This is a genomic window from Rhodococcus sp. OAS809 (genome assembly GCF_040546695.1).
In the GTDB taxonomy this organism is placed as follows: domain Bacteria; phylum Actinomycetota; class Actinomycetes; order Mycobacteriales; family Mycobacteriaceae; genus Rhodococcus_F; species Rhodococcus_F qingshengii.
The window spans coordinates 811,847-832,895 of the sequence record NZ_JBEPOI010000002.1; the positions used below are offsets into that span (position 1 = coordinate 811,847).

At 64.1% G+C, this 21,049-nt stretch carries 22 protein-coding genes and 1 riboswitch; of the genes, 12 read left to right on the forward strand and 10 right to left on the reverse strand.

Translation table 11 applies throughout. The annotated features are described in order from the left end of the window. The first annotated feature begins 33 nt into the window (after positions 1-33). The gene (locus ABIE52_RS06810; protein ID WP_192712394.1) at positions 34-858 is read left to right on the forward strand and encodes a DUF4333 domain-containing protein; all 825 of its coding nucleotides are present in this window, start codon (positions 34-36) and stop codon (positions 856-858) included. Positions 859-862: 4 nt separating this feature from the next. On the opposite strand, the gene ABIE52_RS06815 is transcribed toward ABIE52_RS06810, so the two are convergent. Continuing rightward, on the reverse strand, positions 863-1,828 hold the full coding sequence (locus ABIE52_RS06815; protein WP_192712395.1) for a 5'-3' exonuclease: 966 nt from the start codon (positions 1,826-1,828) through the stop codon (positions 863-865). A 37-nt stretch (positions 1,829-1,865) separates the two neighbouring features. On the opposite strand from ABIE52_RS06815, the gene ABIE52_RS06820 reads away from it, so the two are divergent. Next, a complete protein-coding gene (locus ABIE52_RS06820; protein WP_064114375.1) occupies positions 1,866-3,002 on the forward strand; it encodes a M24 family metallopeptidase in 1,137 nt (378 codons plus the stop codon). Here the strand turns inward: ABIE52_RS06820 and ABIE52_RS06825 are convergent, their stop codons facing one another. After that, the gene (locus ABIE52_RS06825; RefSeq protein ID WP_192712396.1) at positions 3,003-3,428 is read right to left on the reverse strand and encodes a PPOX class F420-dependent oxidoreductase; all 426 of its coding nucleotides are present in this window, start codon (positions 3,426-3,428) and stop codon (positions 3,003-3,005) included. 30 nt (positions 3,429-3,458) lie between these two features. Here ABIE52_RS06825 and dprE2 point away from each other — a divergent pair, with 30 nt between their 5' ends. The 8 genes from dprE2 (at position 3,459) to ABIE52_RS06865 (ending at position 9,768) form a co-directional block, all read left to right on the forward strand. Continuing rightward, a complete protein-coding gene (gene dprE2, locus ABIE52_RS06830; RefSeq protein WP_192712397.1) occupies positions 3,459-4,220 on the forward strand; it encodes a decaprenylphospho-beta-D-erythro-pentofuranosid-2-ulose 2-reductase in 762 nt (253 codons plus the stop codon). Beyond that, entirely contained in the window at positions 4,217-5,500 is a 1,284-nt protein-coding gene (cbiE, locus tag ABIE52_RS06835; RefSeq protein WP_192712398.1) for a precorrin-6y C5,15-methyltransferase (decarboxylating) subunit CbiE, read from the forward strand. The genes dprE2 and cbiE overlap by 4 nt, the downstream gene beginning before the upstream one ends. Beyond that, positions 5,497-6,246: a precorrin-4 C(11)-methyltransferase gene (gene cobM, locus ABIE52_RS06840; protein ID WP_192712399.1), complete on the forward strand. Its 750-nt coding sequence runs from the start codon at positions 5,497-5,499 to the stop codon at positions 6,244-6,246. The genes cbiE and cobM overlap by 4 nt, the downstream gene beginning before the upstream one ends. 23 nt (positions 6,247-6,269) lie before the next feature. Beyond that, positions 6,270-7,016: a cobalt-precorrin-6A reductase gene (locus ABIE52_RS06845; protein ID WP_192712400.1), complete on the forward strand. Its 747-nt coding sequence runs from the start codon at positions 6,270-6,272 to the stop codon at positions 7,014-7,016. A gap of 145 nt (positions 7,017-7,161) precedes the next feature. Continuing rightward, positions 7,162-8,082 carry a HAMP domain-containing protein gene (locus ABIE52_RS06850; protein WP_007729850.1) on the forward strand — a complete coding sequence of 307 codons (921 nt, stop codon included), beginning with the start codon at positions 7,162-7,164 and terminating at the stop codon, positions 8,080-8,082. 159 nt (positions 8,083-8,241) lie between these two features. Next, the gene (locus ABIE52_RS06855; protein WP_019748499.1) at positions 8,242-8,883 is read left to right on the forward strand and encodes a ScbR family autoregulator-binding transcription factor; all 642 of its coding nucleotides are present in this window, start codon (positions 8,242-8,244) and stop codon (positions 8,881-8,883) included. A 10-nt stretch (positions 8,884-8,893) separates the two neighbouring features. After that, positions 8,894-9,253: a VOC family protein gene (locus ABIE52_RS06860; RefSeq protein WP_007729848.1), complete on the forward strand. Its 360-nt coding sequence runs from the start codon at positions 8,894-8,896 to the stop codon at positions 9,251-9,253. Beyond that, positions 9,253-9,768 (forward strand): DUF1990 domain-containing protein, encoded by a 516-nt coding sequence (locus tag ABIE52_RS06865; protein ID WP_007729847.1) that lies wholly within the window; start codon positions 9,253-9,255, stop codon positions 9,766-9,768. The genes ABIE52_RS06860 and ABIE52_RS06865 overlap by 1 nt, the downstream gene beginning before the upstream one ends. A 13-nt stretch (positions 9,769-9,781) precedes the next feature. Here ABIE52_RS06865 and ccsB read toward each other — a convergent pair whose 3' ends face one another. Continuing rightward, complete coding sequence (gene ccsB / locus ABIE52_RS06870; RefSeq protein ID WP_007729846.1) at positions 9,782-10,741, reverse strand: c-type cytochrome biogenesis protein CcsB; 960 nt, start codon at positions 10,739-10,741, stop codon at positions 9,782-9,784. A gap of 274 nt (positions 10,742-11,015) precedes the next feature. Between ccsB and ABIE52_RS06875 the strand changes: the two genes are divergently transcribed. Then, positions 11,016-11,798, forward strand: coding sequence for an alpha/beta hydrolase family protein (locus ABIE52_RS06875; protein ID WP_192712401.1), 783 nt, complete (start codon positions 11,016-11,018; stop codon positions 11,796-11,798). Positions 11,799-12,212: 414 nt separating this feature from the next. On the opposite strand, the gene ABIE52_RS06880 is transcribed toward ABIE52_RS06875, so the two are convergent. The 7 genes from ABIE52_RS06880 to cobG form a co-directional block, all read right to left on the reverse strand. Further along, on the reverse strand, positions 12,213-12,803 hold the full coding sequence (locus tag ABIE52_RS06880; protein ID WP_042450962.1) for a dihydrofolate reductase family protein: 591 nt from the start codon (positions 12,801-12,803) through the stop codon (positions 12,213-12,215). Between the two features lie 77 nt (positions 12,804-12,880). Next, entirely contained in the window at positions 12,881-13,120 is a 240-nt protein-coding gene (locus tag ABIE52_RS06885; protein WP_007729843.1) for a PLDc N-terminal domain-containing protein, read from the reverse strand. Continuing rightward, the gene (locus tag ABIE52_RS06890) at positions 13,117-13,521 is read right to left on the reverse strand and encodes a nuclear transport factor 2 family protein (RefSeq protein ID WP_192712402.1); all 405 of its coding nucleotides are present in this window, start codon (positions 13,519-13,521) and stop codon (positions 13,117-13,119) included. The genes ABIE52_RS06885 and ABIE52_RS06890 overlap by 4 nt, the downstream gene beginning before the upstream one ends. Continuing rightward, the gene (locus ABIE52_RS06895) at positions 13,518-13,877 is read right to left on the reverse strand and encodes an HNH endonuclease (RefSeq protein ID WP_076948440.1); all 360 of its coding nucleotides are present in this window, start codon (positions 13,875-13,877) and stop codon (positions 13,518-13,520) included. Before ABIE52_RS06895 ends, ABIE52_RS06890 begins: the two co-directional genes overlap by 4 nt. Positions 13,878-13,903: 26 nt before the next feature. Continuing rightward, positions 13,904-15,391 carry a precorrin-3B C(17)-methyltransferase gene (gene cobJ / locus ABIE52_RS06900; RefSeq protein WP_019748489.1) on the reverse strand — a complete coding sequence of 496 codons (1,488 nt, stop codon included), beginning with the start codon at positions 15,389-15,391 and terminating at the stop codon, positions 13,904-13,906. After that, the gene (locus tag ABIE52_RS06905; RefSeq protein ID WP_192712403.1) at positions 15,388-16,014 is read right to left on the reverse strand and encodes a precorrin-8X methylmutase; all 627 of its coding nucleotides are present in this window, start codon (positions 16,012-16,014) and stop codon (positions 15,388-15,390) included. Before ABIE52_RS06905 ends, cobJ begins: the two co-directional genes overlap by 4 nt. A gap of 19 nt (positions 16,015-16,033) precedes the next feature. Beyond that, positions 16,034-17,176: a precorrin-3B synthase gene (cobG, locus tag ABIE52_RS06910; protein WP_042450957.1), complete on the reverse strand. Its 1,143-nt coding sequence runs from the start codon at positions 17,174-17,176 to the stop codon at positions 16,034-16,036. Positions 17,177-17,227: 51 nt separating this feature from the next. Then, a riboswitch (cobalamin riboswitch) is annotated at positions 17,228-17,360 on the forward strand. Between the two features lie 39 nt (positions 17,361-17,399). Here cobG and cobN point away from each other — a divergent pair. Further along, positions 17,400-21,020, forward strand: coding sequence for a cobaltochelatase subunit CobN (gene cobN / locus ABIE52_RS06915; RefSeq protein WP_192712404.1), 3,621 nt, complete (start codon positions 17,400-17,402; stop codon positions 21,018-21,020). Positions 21,021-21,049 lie beyond the last annotated feature (29 nt).

Here is a 21,049-nt window from a genome sequence, read left to right on the forward strand (position 1 = left end):
TTCGCAGACTGGTATTTCGAGTGGGAGGCGAACATGAGCGGGCCTTACGGACCGAACGATCCGAATCGGCAATGGGGTCCTGGTGATCAGCAGCAGCCGAACGAGCAGCAGTGGGGGCAGAATCCTCAGCAGCCGGGCGGACAACAGCAGCCTGGTCAGCAGCCCGGCCAGCAACAGCCGTGGGGTCAGACTGGTCAAACACCGCAGCCCGGTCAGCAGCCCGGCCAGCAACAGCCGTGGGGACAACCTGCCTACGGCCAGCCGGGTGGTCAGCCTGCGTACGGTCAGCCGCAACAGCCTGGACAAGGACAACCCGGCCAGCAACAGCCGTGGGGACAACCCCAGCAACAACCTCCCGCACAGCCGTGGGGTCAGCCCGGGCAACAGCAGTCACCTGACGCAACCCAGGCGTGGGGTCATCCTCCGGCTGCCGCACCGCAGCAGGCGTGGGGCGCCACGGCCCCCGGGCAGACTCCGGGACAGCAGAACCAGTGGAACCAGGCTCAGCCGTTCCCGAGTCCCGGTGCGCCCGGAAACCAGTCGGGTAAGTCGAAGAAGCCCCTGATCTTCGGTGCGATCGGCGTTCTCGTCGTTCTTGCCGCTGTCGTGGTGGCCCTGGTGTTCGGAGTCTTCGGCAAGAACACACTCGATCAGAGCGCGGCTCAGGCCGGCGTCGAGAAGATCGTCACCGAGTCCTACGGGGCGAAGAACGTGAGCAACGTTCAGTGCCCCGCGGACCAGGAAGTCAAGTCAGGCAACAAGTTCACCTGCACGCTTTCGATCGCAGGTGTGAAGTCGAACGTGACCGTGACGTTTGTCGACGACAACGGCACGTACGAGGTCAGCCGCCCGAGCTGACGCCCTATTGGTCGGAACGGCCTGCCGCCGCAGCCTCGAGCGCGGCGGCAAGCCGGCCGGCCGAGCGCTCGATGTTGAGCGAGGCCGCCACTTCCTCGAGGCGTGCGGGATCGACGGGGGTCGCCGGGAGTCGGTCGTCCTTCGAGAACTGAACGTCCGCGTCGCGAACCACTCGTACGACCGGCAACGCAGCATCAAGGTAAGCCATTGCCTCAGGTGAGGTCAGTTTTGCGCGAATCCCCTTGGCCATATCCGATTCAGGATCAGCTGCGGCCGCCCGAAGTCCGGCCAACGAGCCGTAACGGAGCATCAGTGTCGACGCAGTCTTCTCACCGACACCCTTGATGCCGGGTAGACCGTCGGAGGCGTCTCCGCGCAGTACCGCGAGTTCGGCGTAAGCCTCGCCCGCACGGTCACCGGGTACTCCGTACTTCTCCGCAACCTCGACCGGTCCGAAGAGTTCCGCCTTGGACAGGCCACGGCCCACGTACAGGACACGGACAGGTACGTACTCGTCGGTGACGACCTGCAGTAGGTCGCGGTCACCGCTGACGACGATGGTGAGATCTTCGCGCTCGGTGGCGGCAAGCGTTCCCAGTACGTCGTCGGCTTCGAGTCCGACTGCACCCGCCGTCGCGATACCCGCTGCAGCGAGCACGTCCATGATCATGTCGACCTGAGGCGTCAACGTGTCCGGAACTTCTTCGGACGCACCGTCAGAGCCTTCCTCGACGCGATGTGCTTTGTACGTCGGGACTGCATCGACGCGGAACTGCGGTCGCCAGTCCAAGTCCAGGCACACGGCGAGACGACTCGGCTCGTGTTTGGTGATCAGGGAAGCAACCATGTCGGTGAAACCGCGCACCGCGTTGACAGGTCTTCCGTCGGGATCGACGAATGACTCGGGCAGCGCGTAGAACGCACGAAACCACAGGCTGGCACCGTCGAGGAGAAGCAATGGCCCACTCATGGTCACCATCCTGCCAGTCGGCACTAACCTGTAAGCCATGACGTCTCCAGCCGAACAGGATTCCCGATTCTCCAGCGCCGTGTACGGCGCACGTATCGCTCGCGCCGCGGAGTTGGCTCGATCAGCAGGACTCGACGGTCTGGTGGTGACTCCAGGTCCGGATCTGCGGTACCTGACGGGTTCTCGGGCTGACTCGTTCGAGCGCTTGACCGCGTTGGTCATCGCCGCGGACACGGCGAAGGCGTCCGTCGTACTTCCTCGGTTGGAGTTGGCGTCGCTGAAGGAATCGGCAGTGGGCGATCTCGGGTTGACCGTCCTCGACTGGGTCGACGGTGTCGACCCGTATGCGATTGTGGCGGCGCAACTCCCGACCGGCGCGAAGGTTGCGGTGACGGATGCGATGCCTGCGCTGCATCTGATCCCGCTCGCAGACACCTTGGGCGCGTTGCCGATTCTCGCCACCGGCGTCTTGCGCGAATTGCGGATGGTCAAGGACGGCGCCGAGATCGAGGCATTGCGGCGAGCCGGTGCGGCCATCGACCGTGTTCACGCCCGCATGGCCGAGTTCTTGGTCGTCGGACGTACGGAAGCTGAAGTGGGCGAGGCGATTTCGGCGGCGATTCTCGAAGAGGGGCACACTGAGGCGGCGTTCGTGATTGTCGGTTCGGGCCCGCACGGCGCCGATCCACATCACGAGGTTTCGGACCGGGTGATCGAGAGCGGCGATATCGTGGTCATCGATATCGGCGGACCGGTCGAGCCCGGATACAACTCTGATTCCACCCGCACGTACAGCATGGGGCAGCCGTCCGCGGAGGTTGCAGCGCAGTTCGCGGTACTCGAGGCGGCGCAGCAGGCCGCCGTCGATTCGGTGCGGCCGGGAGTATCCGCAGAATCCGTGGACGTTGCAGCCCGCGAAGTGCTTGCCGCACAAGGTCTTGCAGAGGTATTCGTTCACCGCACCGGTCACGGTATCGGGCTGTCCGTGCACGAGGAGCCGTACATCGTCGAGGGCAACACCATCGAACTCGTCGAAGGTATGGCCTTCAGCATCGAACCGGGAATCTACTTCCGCGGCAGTTGGGGTGCCCGTATCGAGGACATCGTCGTCGTGACCGCCGACGGTTGCGAGTCGTTCAACAACCGTCCGCACGGCCTGACTGTCCTCGCCTGATCAGCTTTTCTTGAACGCAGCGGACCCGAGTATGCGTGTGACGTCGATTTCGATGACCACGCGCGCGGGATTGACCCGTGGCTGGCGGTACCGCTCGGCATAGCGCCGAACGGCGTCGGCCACGGAGTCCGCGTCGGTGAGCACGCGTGCCGGCCCCTCGAGCGTGAGCCAGCGGCCACCGTCGACCGAACTGACGGCGGCGTATCCGCTACGCGCTGCGTTGATCGCCTTCTGTGAGCCACCGCTGGTGATCACGCGCGCTTTTCCGGCTTCCTGGTCCCAGGTGAACCCGACGGCAACGACGTGTGGGGTGCCGTTAGGACGCAACGTCGTGAGTGTCGCGAGGTGGTATTCACCGACGAACTTCAGCCCGTCTTCGGTGAGAGTCTGCTGTGACGATGGCGTGGTGGAGGGGGTGAGCGTCATGCCACGACGGTAATCCAGGACACTGGAGCGGTGACTGCGGGTGCGAACGTGAATGACATCGAGACGGTACTGCTCCTCGGCGGACGAAGTGAGATCGGCCTCGAGATCGGGGTCAGGCTCGCGCCGGGCCGCAACATCGTTCTGGCTGCCAGACGCAGCGGAGAGCTGTCGGAGCAGGAGCAGATGCTCAAAAACGCCGGCGCTGTCGAAGTCTCCACCGTCGAGTTCGACGCCGACGCTGTCGACACGCACGGAGACCTCCTGGGCGCCGTAGTCGCCGAGCACGGTCGGATTTCGATTGCAGTGCTGGCCTTCGGGATTCTCGGCGATCAGGCGCGTGCCGAAACCGACGCGGCGCATGCGGTCGCGGTGGTGCACACCGACTACGTGGCTCAGGTCAGCATCCTCACGCACCTCGCGGAGATCATGCGCCGACAGGGAACCGGAAAGATCGTGGTGTTCTCGTCCGTCGCCGGCGTTCGGGTTCGCCGCGCCAACTACGTCTACGGGAGCGCAAAGGCCGGCTTGGAGGGTTTTGCCAGCGGTCTGGGCGACGCGCTGCACGGTTCGGGCGTGCAGTTGATGCTGGTACGGCCAGGGTTCGTCATCGGGAAGATGACCAAGGGAATGTCGCCTGCCCCGATGTCGAGCCTTCCGTCGCAGGTCGCGGACGCCGTCGTGCGGGGACTGAACTCCGGGGCGACGCGTGTGTGGGTACCGCGAGTTCTGCAGCCGGTGTTCTTCGTCATGCGGCTTCTGCCTCAGACGATCTGGCGCCGGATGCCGCGATGACCACACACCCGGTGGTGATCGTCGGCATCGGCGCCGACGGCTGGGATGGGCTGTCCGAGAGCGCAAAGGGCGCAATCCTGGGCGCGGAGGTCCTGATGGGGTCGCCGCGCCAATTGGACTTGGTCCCGGCGACACATCTCGGGGCACGGCGTGCGCCCACCAGGCTGACCTGGCCGTCTCCGATGATTCCGGCGTTGCCGTCGATGTTCGCCGAGAACGCGGACCGCAGAGTATGCGTGCTCGCCAGCGGTGACCCGATGTTCCACGGTCTCGGTGTCACATTGGTCAGGCTGCTCGGCGCGGACAACGTGCGAGTGATCTCCCACCCGTCGTCGGCGGCGTTGGCGAGCGCGCGAATGGGATGGGCATCGGCCGAGATCGACGTCGTGAGCCTGGTCAACCGAGACTCGGCGACAGTATTGGCTTCCGTGACTGACGGTGCGCGACTGCTGGTGTTGAGCAACGGGCGCTCGACACCGGGGGAGGTGGCACGTCTGTTGTCCGGCGCGGGCTTCGGTCGATCGATCGTGACCGTGCTGGCCCAGCTGGGCGGGGCCGGGGAATCGCGGACCGTCACGGTCGCAGACGAGTGGGATCACGCGGACGAGGACGTGGACGCGTTGAACGTTCTGGCCGTCGAGTGCATCGCGGCCGATCCTCTCTTGCGGCTGACTCGAATCCCGGGGCTACCGGATGCTGCTTTTGTCGGCGACGGTCAGATGACCAAGCAGGAGATCCGTGCGTTGACGTTGTGCGCGCTTGCCCCGGCGCCGGGAGAACACCTCTGGGACGTGGGCGGTGGGTCGGGAACCGTCGCCATCGAGTGGATGCGAACTCACCCACGTTGCACTGCAACAACATTCGAGAAGGTGGCGAGCCGCGTGTCGCAGATCGGTGCCAATGCACTCAATCTCGGCGTGCCCGCGTTGAACGTGAAAGGGGCCGCGCCGGAGGCGTTTGCGGACGAAACTCGACGTCCCGATGCGGTGTTCGTCGGCGGCGGCGTCACGCAACCGGGAATGCTCGAAGCGTGCTGGGAGCAGTTGAGCGTGGGTGGTCGTCTGGTCGCGAACGCCGTGACCGCCGAGTCCGAATCGTTGCTGCTCGGCTGGATGAGTCGCCATGGTGGGACGCTGCGACGCTTTCAGGTGCAGCGCGCCGAGCCGTTGGGAACGTTCAACGTTTGGCGACCGCAACTTCCGGTGGTCCAATGGTCCGTCACAAAACGTCAGCCGTCTGCAGGCGCAGACACAGATACGCCGGAGGAATCCACACAATGACCGTTCATTTCATCGGTGCGGGTCCCGGTGCGGCAGATCTGATCACTGTCCGCGCGCAACGCATCATCGCTGCGAGCCCTGTGTGCTTGTACGCAGGCAGCCTTGTTCCAGCGGAGTTGCTCGAGTGGTGCCCGGTCGGAGCTCAGGTCGTGGACACTGCTCGGCTGAGCCTGGACGAGATCACCGCGATTCTTGTCGAAGCGGATTCCGCTGGGCTGGACGTCGCGCGTTTGCATTCCGGTGATCCGTCGATCTTCAGTGCAGTGGCAGAGCAAGCTCGTCGCCTGGACGCCGCAGGAGTCGATTTCGACATGATTCCCGGTGTTCCTGCATTTACCGCGGCAGCAGCCGCGCTGGGGCGCGAGCTGACTGTCCCAGGCGTCTCGCAGACCATTGTTCTCACCCGAGTCGCCACCTTGTCGACGGCAATGCCGGAGGGCGAGGATCTGCGGTCCCTCGGCCGCAGCGGCGCGACGATGGTGATTCACCTCGGCGCTCATCGCATCGAACAGATCGCATCCGAGTTGGCCGACAGTTACGGCGAGGATTGCCCGGTCGCGGTGGTCGCCTTCGCCTCACGGCCCGAGGAGATCGTTGTTCGAGGCACTTTGAAGACGATCGTCGAACTTGTTCATGCAGCCGGCATCACGAAGACGGCCGTTGTGATCGTCGGCCGAGTGTTGACTGCTGAAGGATTCCCGGACAGCTATCTCTACTCGGCGGCGCGTGAGAGAAGCACACACTGACCCCGACAGGTACTCGTCGTCGCGTGCTCATTCTCGGCGGCACGGGTGAAGGTCGAGTGATCGCTTCTCGGTTGGCCGGTTCGGCCGACCTCGAAGTTGTCACATCGCTGGCCGGCCGGGTTCGTGATCCTCGATGGCCGGAGGGGGAAGTGCGCATCGGTGGGTTCGGGGGAGCCGAAGGGCTGTCGGAGTGGTTGTCGGCCAATGATATTCGTGCAGTGCTCGACGCCACGCATCCGTTTGCCGCTCGCATCACCCAGAATGCGTTCGAAGCGTGCCTTGCGAATTCCGTGCCGTACGCCATGTACCGACGCCCGCCCTGGCGCGAGCAACTCGGTGACACTTGGCTTCCGGCACACGATCTCGATCACGCCGCAGAGTTGGTGCCGACGGTCGGCTCACGCGCTTTTCTGACGATCGGGAGGCAAGGAGTTTCGGCGTTCGACCGCGTGAAGAGCGTCTCGTTTCTCGTGCGCTCGATCGATCCGCCTTCAGGGACATTGCCGCCTCACTCGCAATTGCTGCTCGCACGTGGTCCATTCGACATCGAAGCGGAAGTCGATCTGATGCGAACTCACAGCATCGACGTCGTGATCACCAAGAACAGTGGCGGCGAGCAGACGTACGCAAAGATCGCCGCAGCCAGGCAATTGTCGATCCCGGTGATCGTCGTCGAACGACCACCGATCCCGGCGACCGTCCCGGCATTCGATACCGAAGCCGAGGCGATGGACTGGCTCACGGCTTTCGGTCGTGGAACGGCGCTGTGAGGCCGACATCGCGTTCGCTTCAGGTTCGTCTAAGGTTCCGTGACCATACTGGAGGGATGTTGGGATTTTTCGACGCCGCACTGCGGGACCGCGCATGAGAGTGTCGGTTCCCGGAATGAGCCGTCGAAAACCATCGGGAATTCACGTGCGGACGCTCCATGCTCGCGTGAAATTGCTGACTGCAGGCCTGGTGGCGATCGCGGTGATCGTGTCGGCGTCGGCGGTGTACATAGTGTTCAACGCGTATTTGCAAGGCAACGTCGATCGGCAACTCGAGCGCACGAGTGACGCGATCACCGACACCGTCAATTTCGGCGGTGTCACACCGGTTCTGGGATTGACGGCCGGCGCGGATACAGCGGTCATCCAGGCGGTGGGGCTTCTTACTGCCGACGGCGCCTTGGTGACGGCGACTCCCGGTCTGCCGCCGTTCAGCACGAGCGCAGACGCCATCAGGTCGATCGCAGACGGCAATTCGTCGCAGACAATCGCGACGGTTGATGCGTATCGAATTCTTGTCGAGCCCTCGGTTGCGGGCCAGACTTTGGTTGTCGCGCAATCCCTGGGGCCGACGCGTTCGGTACTCAAGCGACTGGCAGTGGTGTTGGCGGCACTCGGGGCGGCCGGAATCGCCCTAGCTTACGCAGCCGGAGATGCTGTGGCACGCACAGGATTACGGCCGATCGCGCGACTTACTGCGGCGACGCGGCGGGTCGCCGAAACGGATGATCTTGCGCCGATCCCGGTGACCGGTGACGACGAGTTGGCGTCGTTGACAGTCAGTTTCAATCGGATGCTCGGGACGTTGTCGGAATCGCGGGCACGCCAGAGAAGTCTGATCACCGAAGCGGGCCAGGACCTTCTGGCTCCTTTGACTGCACTTCGCACCAATATCGAGTTGTTGATGTCTTTCGATACCAAGTCCGGCGCGATTTCCGAGGCGGATGCAACGCAGTTGCGTGAGGAAATCACCGACCAGATGATGGAGTTGACGCTCCTCGTCGGAGAGTTGGTGGACCGTGCGCGGGTTGACGAAAGCACGTTGGGGAGAGGAGATTCCCTCTAAATCGGACGTCTGACCAGCGACTTTGTTGCATTCGTAATTGAAGCAATGGAAGGAGCGCTGGTAATGTGGGGCAATTGTGAAGTTTTTGGGTATAGCTGGAGTGTGGCGCGAACCGTGGGGTTTGCTGGGCGGGGGCCTTTGGAGGACGAGAGGGATTCAGTGGTCAAGCAAGCACGCGCCGAGCTGACTCGGCAGCAAATCGTTGCCGGCGCGGCCGCGCAGTTCGAGAAGACTGGTTACGGCAGCACCAGCATGGCCGACATAGTCTCGGGGGCCGGTACTACCAAGGGCGCGTTGTATTTCCATTTCGCGTCGAAGGACGAGCTCGCGCAATTCATCATTGCCGAACAGCATCGGCTCTCGATCGAGTCGGTGCAGGCGATTTCCGCGACGGGCAAGGACCCGTTGGAACAGATGATCATGCTCACGCACGAAATGGCACGCCAGATTGTCGACGAGCCGATCGTTCGCGCGGGCATCCGCCTCACGCTGGAACTGAGCACGTACGAGGGGCCGGTGGAACCGTACGCCGAATGGATCTCGGCAATCACCGATCTCACCGCCAGAGCTCAGGCGGAAGGTGAAATCCGAAAATCGGTCAGCGCAGAATCGTTCGGCAGGTTCATGCCCTCGGCATTCACGGGGGTACAGCTGGTTTCGAACGTTCTCACCCGACGCTCGGATCTTCCGGATCGTGTCGACGAGATGTGGCAGATCCTGCTTCCGGGGATCGTCAGCGACGAACTTTCCGGTGACATCGAGCGCCTCGTCAAGTCGCGGTGGACTCCGGCGGCGGCGTAGCCTGCGGGACATGGCCGTCACGCGGATAGTTTCGGATCTGTCGAGTAGTTCGCTCGAGGCCGCGCAGCGCTTCTACACCGAAGTGCTGGGCCTCGAAGTTGTCATGGATCACGGGTGGATCGTGACGTTGGCTTCGCCGACGGATCCGTCATTGCAGATCAGCGTCATGACGCACGACGCTCATGCGCCCGTAGTACCGGACGTCTCCGTCGAGGTGGACGATCTCGACGCGGCGTACGAGGCCGCGGTGCAGCGCGGCGACACCATCGTCTATCCCGTCACCGAGGAGCCGTGGGGTGTCCGCAGGTTCTTCGCTGCCGACCCCGACGGCCACGTGGTCAACATCCTCAGCCACCGACGCGAGCAATGATGGCGTCCCGCCCGGGCGGGCTGACGTACCTCGAGGTGGGCGCAACGTCAGGCGTTCTCCCCGCCGGCTATCACCACGTTCACGAGAGCGCGACGGTCGGATCCGGACGGGAGGATTTCGAGGTTGCCGCTCGAACCGTCGCGAATTGGGGAATGCACCGCGGAGCCGGACTGGCCGTACGGACGGCAGCCCCGACCGCCGTGGCGGGTCAGGATGCGACCTTCGGACTCGGTCCGGTAACTATCCCCGTTCGGATCGTCTATGTCGTAGACGAACCCAATCGCAAGGGCTTCGCGTACGGAACCCGCGCGGGCCACCCCGAATGCGGGGAGGAATTGTTTGTCGTCCAGTTCGACGAGGCCAGCCAAGCGGTTCGTATCGAGATCGTTGCGTTCTCCAAGCCCGGAACGTGGTGGGTGCGTCTCGGCGCTCCGATCGGACGTCGAGTACAGGCGTTTGTCACGCGCCGCTACATCCGTGCCGTCCGCCAGAGCGTCGCCCGATCGCGGGTCTGACCCGTTGTAGGCGTCAATTCAATCCAGCGTACGAATGCAATCCCGACACGACGTAGTTGATCGCAAACATGTTGAAAAGCATGGTGGCGAGCGCAGCAACATTGATCCATGCCGCACGCATGTTCTTCAACCCGGCGGTAGCGCGCGCATGGAGGTACGCGGCATAGAGAACCCAGGAGATGAACGAGACCGTCTCCTTGGGGTCCCAGCCCCAGAAACGTCCCCACGCGGCCTCCGCCCAGATCGCCCCGCAGATCACCCCGATGCTGAACAACGGGAACCCGACGACCGTTGTTCGGTAGGCCACGCGGTCAAGCAATTCGGATGACGGCAGTCGTGCCGCAATCCAACGCAACGCGCGTTTCTTCGACTGCGGGCCCACCTCGGCAATCATGAAAAGTGCGCTGACCGAACTTGCGAACGTAAGGATGCCGGAGGCGGCGACGATGATCGTGACGTGCACGCCGATCCAGTACGAACGAAGAGCGGGTACGACCGGCGCTGCCTCGGCATACATGCTTGCGGCGGCGACGAACAGAAGCACCACGGTGGGTGACAGAACGAAGATGGTCAACGATCGAATCGGGTACCGCCGCAGAATGACCAGCCAGCATGCCACCAATGCCGCGCTGAGGAAAAGCGCGTACTCGTAGAGGTTTCCGAGAGGCCATCGGTGCGTCGAGATGCCGCGAAGTGCAAGCGCGGTGACGTTGAGGACCAGGGCGACGACGATGAGAGACATGGCAGCGCGACCCGCACGATGGGCGCGGGTTCGATTCGGCAGCAATGCGATCCGGCCGGGCAATGCAGGATTCGATGCACTTCCGGCATGTGCGAGTGCCGGTCGCACCGTGGCAGAGAGGGGTGTGCTGGAGAAGTCGACGACGGAAAGAACCAGGGCGAGAACGTAAATCGCGAAAGACGACGCGAAGGCGTAGTCGCTGTACTGCGCGAGAACTGGATCGACCGACATCAGACTCCTCATAACGACCGGTTGGTTGTCATTTGGAATCTACTACACACGATCGTAGAACTGGCAGGGCCGTCTGTCGGATCAGTGGCCCGGAAAATGATTGGACGAGCTTCGGTTGGGGTTGATAGCTTGTGCGAGACCGTGACAACACGCCAGGAGGTGAGACCCATGAACGCTGTAACCATGTGGGTGCTCCCACTCGTGTTCACGGATCGGCGATTGACGTAGGTGTCGCCGGGAGCGCCTCGAGTAGGCAATCCCGAAAGGTAACACCATGCAATCCAATTCTCAGACCATCGAATTCACTTCCGAGACAACGTCGAACGGGGTCGTCGAACGCCATTTCCTTCTGGACGACATCACCGGTGTGCTCTGGTCACCCGCGTCCGGATCTGTCGAATCACCCCTTCTGCTGTCCGGGCACTCCGGCGGCATGCACAAGAAGGCACCAGGACTGGTTGCCAGCGCACTCCACAGTGTGAGCTCCCACGGGTTCACAGTCGCCGCGATCGACGCGCCCGGACACGGCGACCGCCCGCGGAACACACAGGACGAACAGTGGGTCGAGGCGATCCACCAGGCTAGGGCGGCCCACGAGCCGATCGCCCCGATCGTCGTCGAGTACAACCGATCGTTGGCGGAGCGTGCAGTGCCGGAATGGCAGGCGACCATCGACGCTCTGCAAACGCTGCCCGACGTCAACGCCGACGCTCCGATCGGCTTCGGCGGCGTGTCGCTAGGGGTCGTGACCGGGCTCATGTTGGCCCCGGTCGAATCCAGGATCGCTGCCGTGAGCTTCGGGGGAGTTTTTGTGGACGACTCCCTCATCGAAGCGGCACGAAAGCTCGCGGTCCCGGTCGAGTACCGGATCCCTTGGGACGACAAGGATTACGACCGCACGTCGGGGATAGCGTTGTTCGATGCCTTCGGCTCGAAGGAGAAGACGCTGCACGCCTACTCGGGCAGGCACTATCCGGTGCCCGACTACGAGCGCGACAGTTCGGCTCGGTTCTTCGCCCGCCACCTCGGCGGGAGCGGTGGCGCTCCTGTGAGCTGACGTGAACTCGTATCGGCGTCCGGCCTGTGTCGGACGCCGATACGATCTCGATCCTTCGCTCGCTAGTAGCCGTCCAGCTTGGCCATTTTTGCTGAGGCGCGCGAGGGTGCGCGCAAGCATGGCCCTCGACCGGGGGTGCTTACAGCTCGAGGTGCAGTGCCCGTGGAATAAGGGGCCAGAGTGTTCGATAGCGACAAGTGGTCCTTACGGTCCGCCGGGCGGAACGAACTTGTTCGTGATCCAGTTCGATGCTTCGATCTCGTCGAGGGTTGTCCGGAGACTTCGGTGGCTAATGCTCGTGCTGTGCCGAGTGTCCGGTCAATACCGAACATCGAACAAGACTGGAAACTTTCTCGTGTCCGACCTGAGGCGACGACATGTGGTTTCAACCGCGCATGTCCAGCCATGCGTCGACTAACCGTCCGATACCTGACCTGGGGGCGGTACTTGAGTGGGCCGATATCGCACGGCGACTGCACCCGACTGGAACTCGTGGCGATCGACGAGTTCGAGTTGGATGCGCTCGTGCAGACCGGCGAGCAACGTCGGTCCGTGTCCGGCAAGGACCGGTTGCACAACGAACTCGTACTCGTCGATCAGTCCCAGGTCTGCCAATGCCAGGGGGAGTGTCACGCCGCCAACCCACAGACCTTCGCCGGGCTGCTCCTTGAGCCGTTGAATCGCTGACCCCAAGTCGCCTTGCACGAGTTCGGCATTCCAATCGACCCCGCTCAGCGTGCTCGACACGACGTACTTCTTAGCCCGGTCCATTGCCTCGGCGAACGGGATCTCCCACTCGTCCATCCAGTCAGGCCACGCCCCCGTTGCGGGCCGCCGCCACGCCGACTCCATCATCTCGTAGGTCACCCGGCCGAACAGCAAAGCATCGGCTCGTTCCATCTGAGCGGTCCAGTAGCGCATCGACTCCTCGTCGGGTGGAAGCCCCGCCTCGTGATGGCAGCAGCCGTCGAGGGTGACGTTGATCGAGTATCGAAGTGGTCTCATCTTGTTGTTCTCCCCTGATACGCGCAGAGTGACAGCACCGGACCGTACTCAGACTACTGCCGGGCCGTCGGTGTAGATCAGGTTCGGGACCTGGAGTCACGCGGGGGTCGACCGAACAGTAACCAGACGAGCGCACCGAGTACAGGCACCGCGATCACCAGTGCCGACCACCAGAATTTGCTCCCCAAGCGGTCGAAATCGGTGCGCACGATCGCCACGAGCGCGCTAATCGTGATGAAGATCCAGGCAAGAACGAAGACGGTGAAGGTGATGTCCATCCAAAGCGGAATGGTGGGGTTGGGGGTCGATTCGTTCACGCTTCCAGACCACTTTCGACGACTGTGCCTTGATGAAACAACACGCTCCATCGATTCTCGGTGAACCGCCAGATGGATGATCGCTCGGTAACTCGTTGCAATTGCGCCAGCCGGTACGTCACCAGATACGTGTCAGGCGCAATCCGGCTCAGCGCTGGCCGGTCGGCCGTCCACCCGAGTTCGGCGGCGTCGTTCACCTCGCCGCGGAGGCGTCGGCGCTCAACTACCGACTGCACGTAGTCGCGGGTGTATCGAGCGCCGGAGGCTCCGATCTCCCGGAACTGCGGGTCGACGACCGCATCGAACTCGTCTCGTGACATCGCTACTCGAGTTCGGTGAAACAGAGGTTCGAACTCCATCAACTCGTCGAGGATCGGGCGAAACTCGTGTGGGGTCGTCACGACTGCTCCGAGAACTGCGCCCTCATCTCGATCCCTATCTCCGCGTGTCGCAGGAGGAAGGCCTTCTCGTCATACCCCTTGCGCCGCAACCAGAGAGTGACCTCGCTGTTGCATTTGCTTGCATTGCACGAGCGGCACGCCGGTGCGATGTTGTCGAGTGTGTAGCGCCCACCGCGGGAGATCGCCAGCACGCAGTCACGTTGCGGCGACTCGTCCGACTCGCCGCAGTACGCGCAGCCACCCCAGGCCGCTTTGAGCGCGGACCACTGCTCGACGGACAGATCGTGCTCCACCAAATCCATCCGGCGTTTCCGTTTACGCGCGTATCTTGCTTTCCGGGTCCGGTTGACGGGCATGACGCCATGCTATCGCCGTGCGGCGTTCACTCCGGGTAGCGCCGCGGGGTGAACACCTGACGGCCCGAACCGGTTTCGACGACGGTTGTCATCGACGAACCGACGATGAGCAGCGTCCGCATGTCGATCTCGGAAGGCTCGAGCTCGCCGAGGGTCACGACGCGAACTGATTCCTCGGCACCGGCAACATCGCGGCCGATGACGACGGGAGTCTCGGGGGAGCGGTGCTCGAGCACGAGGTCCTTCATGGCTTGGACCTGCCACGTCCGGGACTTCGACGCCGGGTTGTAGACCGCAAACGCCATGTCCGCGGCTGCAACTGCCGAGATACGGCGCGCGACGACATCCCACGGCTTGAGGCGATCAGACAACGAGAGCACCGCGTAGTCGTGCCCGAGGGGAGCACCGACGCGACTGGCGACAGCGTTTGCCGCCGTCATGCCGGGAAGGATGCGGACCGGCACGCCGCGCCACTGGTCTTCGGCGGCAACTTCGAGAACTGCTGCAGCCATGGCGAATACGCCGGGATCTCCCGACGAGACGACAGCTACACGGGCGCCGTTCTTCGCCAGGTCCAACGCCATCGCGGCGCGTTCCGCTTCGACGCGGTTGTCGCTGGAATGGCGACGCTGGCCCGGACGCGTCGGCACGCGATCGACGTACGGGCCGTAGCCGACGAGGTCGGTTGCCAACGAAAGCTCATGCGCCACTTCGGGTGTGGTCCAGGCGGTGTCGCCCGGCCCGAGTCCGACCACGACCACCTCGCCGCGAGACTCGGCTGCGGGTCGAGGGTTGTTCGACGGGCTCGGAACGATGGCGATCGAAAAGTACGGAACTCCGTCCGGGTCGACCTCGGCAGCGGATTCGACGCGTTGACGTGTGGTGCTCGCGCGCTCGACGTAGTGAGCTTCATCCAAGCGGCCGGAATCCTCGAGCGATTGGAGGACCGGTGGGAAGGTACGTCCGAGCTTGAGGATGGCCGCGGCGTCGGTTTCCTTGAGCCGCCTGGTCAGCTCGGCCTGCGGCAACGTTCCGGGCAGGATCGTGAGGATCTCTTCACCCTCGACCAGCGGCTTTCCGAGTGCAGCAGATGCCGCGCTGACGGAGGTGACGCCGGGAATCACTTCGGCGTCGAAGCGATCGGCCAGTCTCTTGTGCATGTGCATGTAGGAGCTGTAGAAGAGCGGATCGCCGGCGGCGAGCAACGCGACGGTTCGACCGGCCGCGAGGTGAACTGCCAGCCGTTCGGCAGCTGCTTCGTAGAACTCGTCCATCGCGCCCTGGTATCCGCCGGGATGATCAACGGTCTCGGTGGTCACGGGGTAGACGAGGTGTTCTTCGATCTGTCCTTCGCGCATGTACGGCGCTGCAACTCCGCGGGAGATGCTCTTGCCGTGCCGCGCGGAGTGGAACGCAACCACATCGGCCTCGCCGATGACGCGGGCGGCCTTGACGGTCACCAATTCGGGATCGCCGGGGCCGATACCGACACCCCAGAGCTTGCCTGCACTCATTCGACTTCGCTCGCAATCGCATTGACGACGGCGGCGGTGATCGCGCTGCCGCCGCGTCGGCCGCGGAGAACGAGATGATCGATCCCGCTGGCGTGTTCGATGAGGGCTTCCTTCGACTCGGCAGCGCCGATGAAACCGACCGGACCTCCGACGATGGCGACCGGACGGGGTGCGCCGGCTTCGATGAGGTTCAGGAGATGGAACAGTGCGGTGGGTGCGTTTCCGATCGCGACAACAGCGCCCTCGAGCTTGGCTCCCCACAGTTCGAGAGCAGCCGCCGAGCGAGTGTTGTCGATGGTCGACGCCAGCACGGGAACCCGCGGATCGCCGAGGGTGCAGATGACGTCGTTGCCGGCGGGCAGACGCTTGCGCGTGATGCCGGCAGCCACCATCTGGGCGTCGCAGAAAATCGGCGCGCCGTCGCGCAGAGCTGCGCGCGCAGCCGAGACGACACCGGGTGTGAAGGCGACGTCGTCGACGAGATCGACCTGGCCACTTGCATGAATCATGCGCACTACAGCTTGCGAGACATCCGCCGGGAAACGGCTCAGGTCGGCTTCGGCCCGAATGGTGGCAAAGGACTGGCGATAGATTTCCGCGCCGTCACGGATGTACTCGATCATGTGCCACACGATAGAGGCATCACCGATCGGGCGGATTCACCCGGTAACCGTCACCCGTCGCGATCACATCCGCTACGTCCCCGCGGGGACGTCCACAACTGCGGTCGCACCCGGCCCAGTGCTGGCGCCCGACAACGGGAAGTTCTGCCTGCTCGACGGCGGTGATCGCGTCGGCGCGCACATCGGCGAGCGACTTCTCGCATCCCGGACTTCCGGTGCAGGCGGTGACCTCGAGCCACGGTGAGTTCTCGTCGAAGATCAACCCCATGGGTGCCAGCACCCGGACTACCTGCTCGGCTGCCCATTCGTCGAGGTCGAAGATATGCACCGATCGCCACGGTGTCACGACGACGGGCTTGTCGACGGCGGCGAGGAACTCGGCCAGCCGAGCGTCGAGCAGTCCGAATCGCAGGCCGCCGCCCAGAGCTACGGTCCCGTCGCGCTGCTCGAGCCAGCCGATAGTAGGCCGTGCATCCGGCGTGAGGTCCGCAGCACCGGTGGACTCGGCGCTCAGACCCAACTGCTCGAGGGTGCGTTCGATTCCGTCCGGAACCTCGGCCAGGCGCCAGTGCTTGTCGCGAACGTCGAGGAATGATCGAGCCGCCTCGAGGAGCAATTCGACGGCGTCGTCCGCCTGGACGAGATGAGTGGTGTGGTGACCGGCGAGCACCAGTGAATGCTCGGTGGCGCTGCGCGCATGGAGACCGAAATCGCCCCGTAGCCCGGTGATGTCTCCGCGCCCGTCGTCGAGGGTGAACAGGGTTCGCCCTGGCAGATCTGCCAACGCTTGATCCGCTTGGATCGCCGAATCGAGACGGTGGACCAGTTCACGAATGTCGGCGACGCCCCCGATACGGCCGGACAGTGGGGACGCGAGGATGTTGCGCACTCGCTCGTGCGTCGCGGACGGCAGCAGACCGGCCGAAGCGATACGCGCCGCGAAGGCTTCGGGGTCCGAGACCGAGCGCAGTTGTACGTTGCCCCTCGAGGTGAGTTCCATCTGCCCGTTGCCCAGATCGCGCGCCGCGTCGGCGAGCGTCTGCAACTGGGTGGGGGTGAGGAGTCCGCCGGGTAGGCGCACGCGTGCCAGTGCGCCGTCGGCGGCGTGGTGAACTTGCAGTGCACCCGGGCACGCGTCTGGCTGTGAACGGTCCGTGGGCATGGCTCCAGGGTACGACCTGTCATGAGTGCCTTCTGCGGACCGGTAGCATCACCACCACCAGTGACGGCAGTTGAGGAAACCGGTGAAAGTCCGGTGCGGTCGCGCCACTGTGAGTGTTGCTCGAGCGGGACGTGTTTCCGCTCGGAAACACGAGTCAGACCCTCAACCGCCGTCGATGACAGATCTGTGCCACGGGGCGCGAAACCCCAGGAAGGCTTCACCCGTGATTCTTCTGCTCTCCACGTCCGACACCGATCTGCTGAGCGCCCGCGCCAGCCAGGAAGCCGGCGACGGCGTCTCCTATCGCTGGGCCAACCCCTCACGCTTGCTGGTCTCGGAGGACTTGCCGCCCTTGCTCGACGGCGTCGACCTCGTGATCGTTCGTATCCTCGGTAGCCGTCGCAGCTGGGAAGACGGCCTGGACATGGTCCTCGCCTCCGGACTCCCCGTAGTCGTTCTCGGCGGCGAGCACGCGCCGGACGCCGACCTCATGGAGTGCTCGACGGTTTCCGCCGGTGTCGCTGCCGAGGCTCACAACTACTTGGCCGAGGGTGGCGCACAGAATCTGGCACAGCTGCACCACTTCCTGTCCGACACCGTCCTGCTCACCGGCCACGGGTTCGAGCCGCCGGCTCACCTGCCTTCCTGGGGCATCGCTGATTTCGCGCCCGATCTCGACTCGGCGAGCGGTCCGGTCATCGCAGTTCTGTACTACCGCGCTCAGCATTTGGCCGGCAACACCCGGTACATCCAGGCGTTGTGCGACGCGATCGCCGAGGCCGGTGGCACCGCGCTCCCGATCTACTGTGCATCTCTGCGAACAGCTGAAGCCGAACTTCTGAGCATGCTCCGCCGCGCCGACGCCATGGTCGTGACAGTTCTCGCCGCCGGCGGCACCAAGCCCGCCACCGCGTCCGCCGGTGGGGACGACGAAGCCTGGGATGTCGCCGCACTCGCTGCACTCGACGTCCCGATTCTGCAGGGGCTGTGCCTGACCAGTAGCCGCGCCACCTGGGACGAGAACGACGACGGACTGTCGCCTCTCGACGTCGCGACGCAGGTGGCGGTGCCGGAGTTCGACGGTCGCATAATTACCGTCCCGTTCTCCTTCAAGGAAATCGACTCCGACGGACTGTCCACCTACGTCCCCGACGTCGAGCGCGCCGCCCGTGTCGCCGGGATCGCGGTCCGTCACGGCAAGCTGCGCCACATTCCCACCACCGAGCGTCGCGTTGCTCTGATGCTCTCGGCGTACCCGACCAAACACGCCCGCATCGGCAACGCGGTCGGTCTCGATACTCCGGCGAGCGCAATCGACCTGCTCACCGAAATGCGTTCTGCCGGTTACGATCTCGGTCCGGTCGACGGTCCGGACGCAGTTCCCGGCCTGGCGGCGAAGGACGGCGACGCGCTGATCCATGCCCTGATCGCGGCCGGCGGACAGGATCCCGACTGGCTCACTGCCGAGCAGCTCGAGGGCAATCCGATCCGCATCTCGGCAGCGAAGTACCGCGAATGGTTCGCCACCCTGCCCGAGGAACTGCGCAGCGGTGTCGAAGGGCACTGGGGCGCAGCGCCCGGAGAGCTGTACGTCGACCGCTCGCAGGATCCCGACGGCGAAATTGTCATCGCGGCACTGCGATTCAACAACATCGTGCTCATGGTCCAGCCGCCGCGGGGATTCGGTGAAAAGCCCGTCGCGATCTACCACGACCCGGATCTGCCGCCGAGCCACCACTACCTCGCGGCCTACCGCTGGATCGCTGCAACACCGGACAACGGCGGATTCGGCGCCGACGCCGTTGTGCACCTCGGCAAGCACGGAAACCTCGAATGGTTGCCCGGCAAGACACTCGGCATGTCGAGCAACTGCGGTACCGACGCAGCCCTCGGCGACCTGCCGCTGATCTACCCGTTCCTCGTCAACGACCCGGGTGAAGGAACACAGGCAAAGCGTCGCGCCCACGCGACTCTCGTCGATCACCTGATCCCGCCGATGGCCCGCGCCGAAAGCTACGGCGACATCTCCCGTCTCGAGCAACTGCTCGACGAGCACTCCAACATCTCCGCACTGGACCCGTCCAAGCTGCCGGCCATTCGCCAGCAGATCTGGACGCTGATGCGGGCGGCCAAGATGGACCACGACCTCGGCCTCGCGGAGCGTCCCGAAGAAGACGTGTTCGACGACATGCTCCTGCACGTCGACGGTTGGCTGTGTGAGATCAAGGACGTCCAGATCCGCGACGGTCTGCACATTCTCGGCCGCGCACCCGAGGGCGACGCCGAAATCGAACTGGTCCTGGCCATGCTCCGTGCCCGTCAGATGTGGGGCGGCGAACAGAGTGTCCCTGGTCTGCGCGAAGCTCTCGGGCTCAGCGAAGACGGCGACGAGTCCCGCAACCGTGTCGACGACGTCGAGGAAAAGGCGCACGCTCTGGTTCGCGGCATGTACGACGCCGATTGGAACCCCGCTGCGGCAGAACAACTCAGCGACGACGAGACCGTCGTGAAGATCCTTCAGTTCGCGGCCACCGAAGTGGTTCCACGCCTCCGACAGACGAACAACGAGATCAAGCAGGTCCTGCACGCGCTCGACGGCGGCTTCATCGCCGCCGGCCCGAGTGGGTCACCGCTGCGCGGCCTGATCAACGTGCTTCCCACCGGTCGTAACTTCTACTCCGTCGATCCCAAGGCAGTTCCCTCACGACTGGCGTGGGAGACCGGTCAGGCGATGGCCGAGTCGCTCGCCGCTCGATATCTCGCCGATCACGGCGAGTACCCGCGCTCGGTGGGTCTGTCCGTGTGGGGTACCGCCGCCATGCGTACCTCCGGCGACGACATCGCCGAAGTGTTCGCGCTCCTCGGTGTTCGCCCTGTCTGGGACGAAGCAAGCCGACGCGTGGTCAACCTCGAGGTCATCGATCTCGAAGAGCTCGGCCGCCCGCGCATCGACGTCACCGTCCGCATCTCCGGATTCTTCCGTGATGCGTTCCCGCACGTGCTCGCACTGCTCGACGACGCTGTTCAGTTGGTCGCCGCATTGGACGAGACGGACGAGCAGAACTACGTGCGCGCCCACGCGCAGGCCGACCTTGCCGAGCACGGCGATGCCAGGCGTGCGACCACTCGCATCTTCGGTTCGAAGCCCGGAACCTACGGCGCCGGCCTGCTGCAACTCATCGACTCCAAGACCTGGCGCGGTGACGACGACCTCGCCGAGGTGTACACCAACTGGGGCGGCTTCGCGTACGGCCGTGGGCTCGACGGAATCCCGGCAGCCGACGACATGCGCAGTGCATACCGTCGAATCAACGTGGCGGCCAAGAACACCGACACGCGTGAGCACGACATCGCCGATTCGGACGACTACTTCCAGTATCACGGCGGCATGGTTGCGACCGTGCGCGCGCTGACCGGAAAGTCGCCCGAGGCGTACATCGGCGACAGCACTCGGCCGGAATCGGTTCGCACACGCACACTTTCGGAAGAGACCGCACGTGTCTTCCGGGCGCGCGTGGTCAATCCCCGCTGGCTCGACGCGATGCGCCGTCACGGGTACAAGGGTGCGTTCGAGATGGCGGCCACGGTCGACTACCTCTTCGGGTACGACGCCACCACCAACGTGGTCGCGGACTGGATGTACGAAAAGCTCGCCGAGACCTACGTTCTGGACGAGCAGAACCAGAAGTTCATGACGCAGTCCAACCCGTGGGCCTTGCACGGAATCGCCGAGCGGCTCCTCGAAGCCGCCGAGCGCAACATGTGGGAGCACCCCGAGCAGAAGACACTCGACGGCTTGCGTCAGGTGTACCTCGAAACCGAAGGCGAACTCGAGGGGGAGTAAACCTCGATCACCGGCAGATCCGGGCGCTG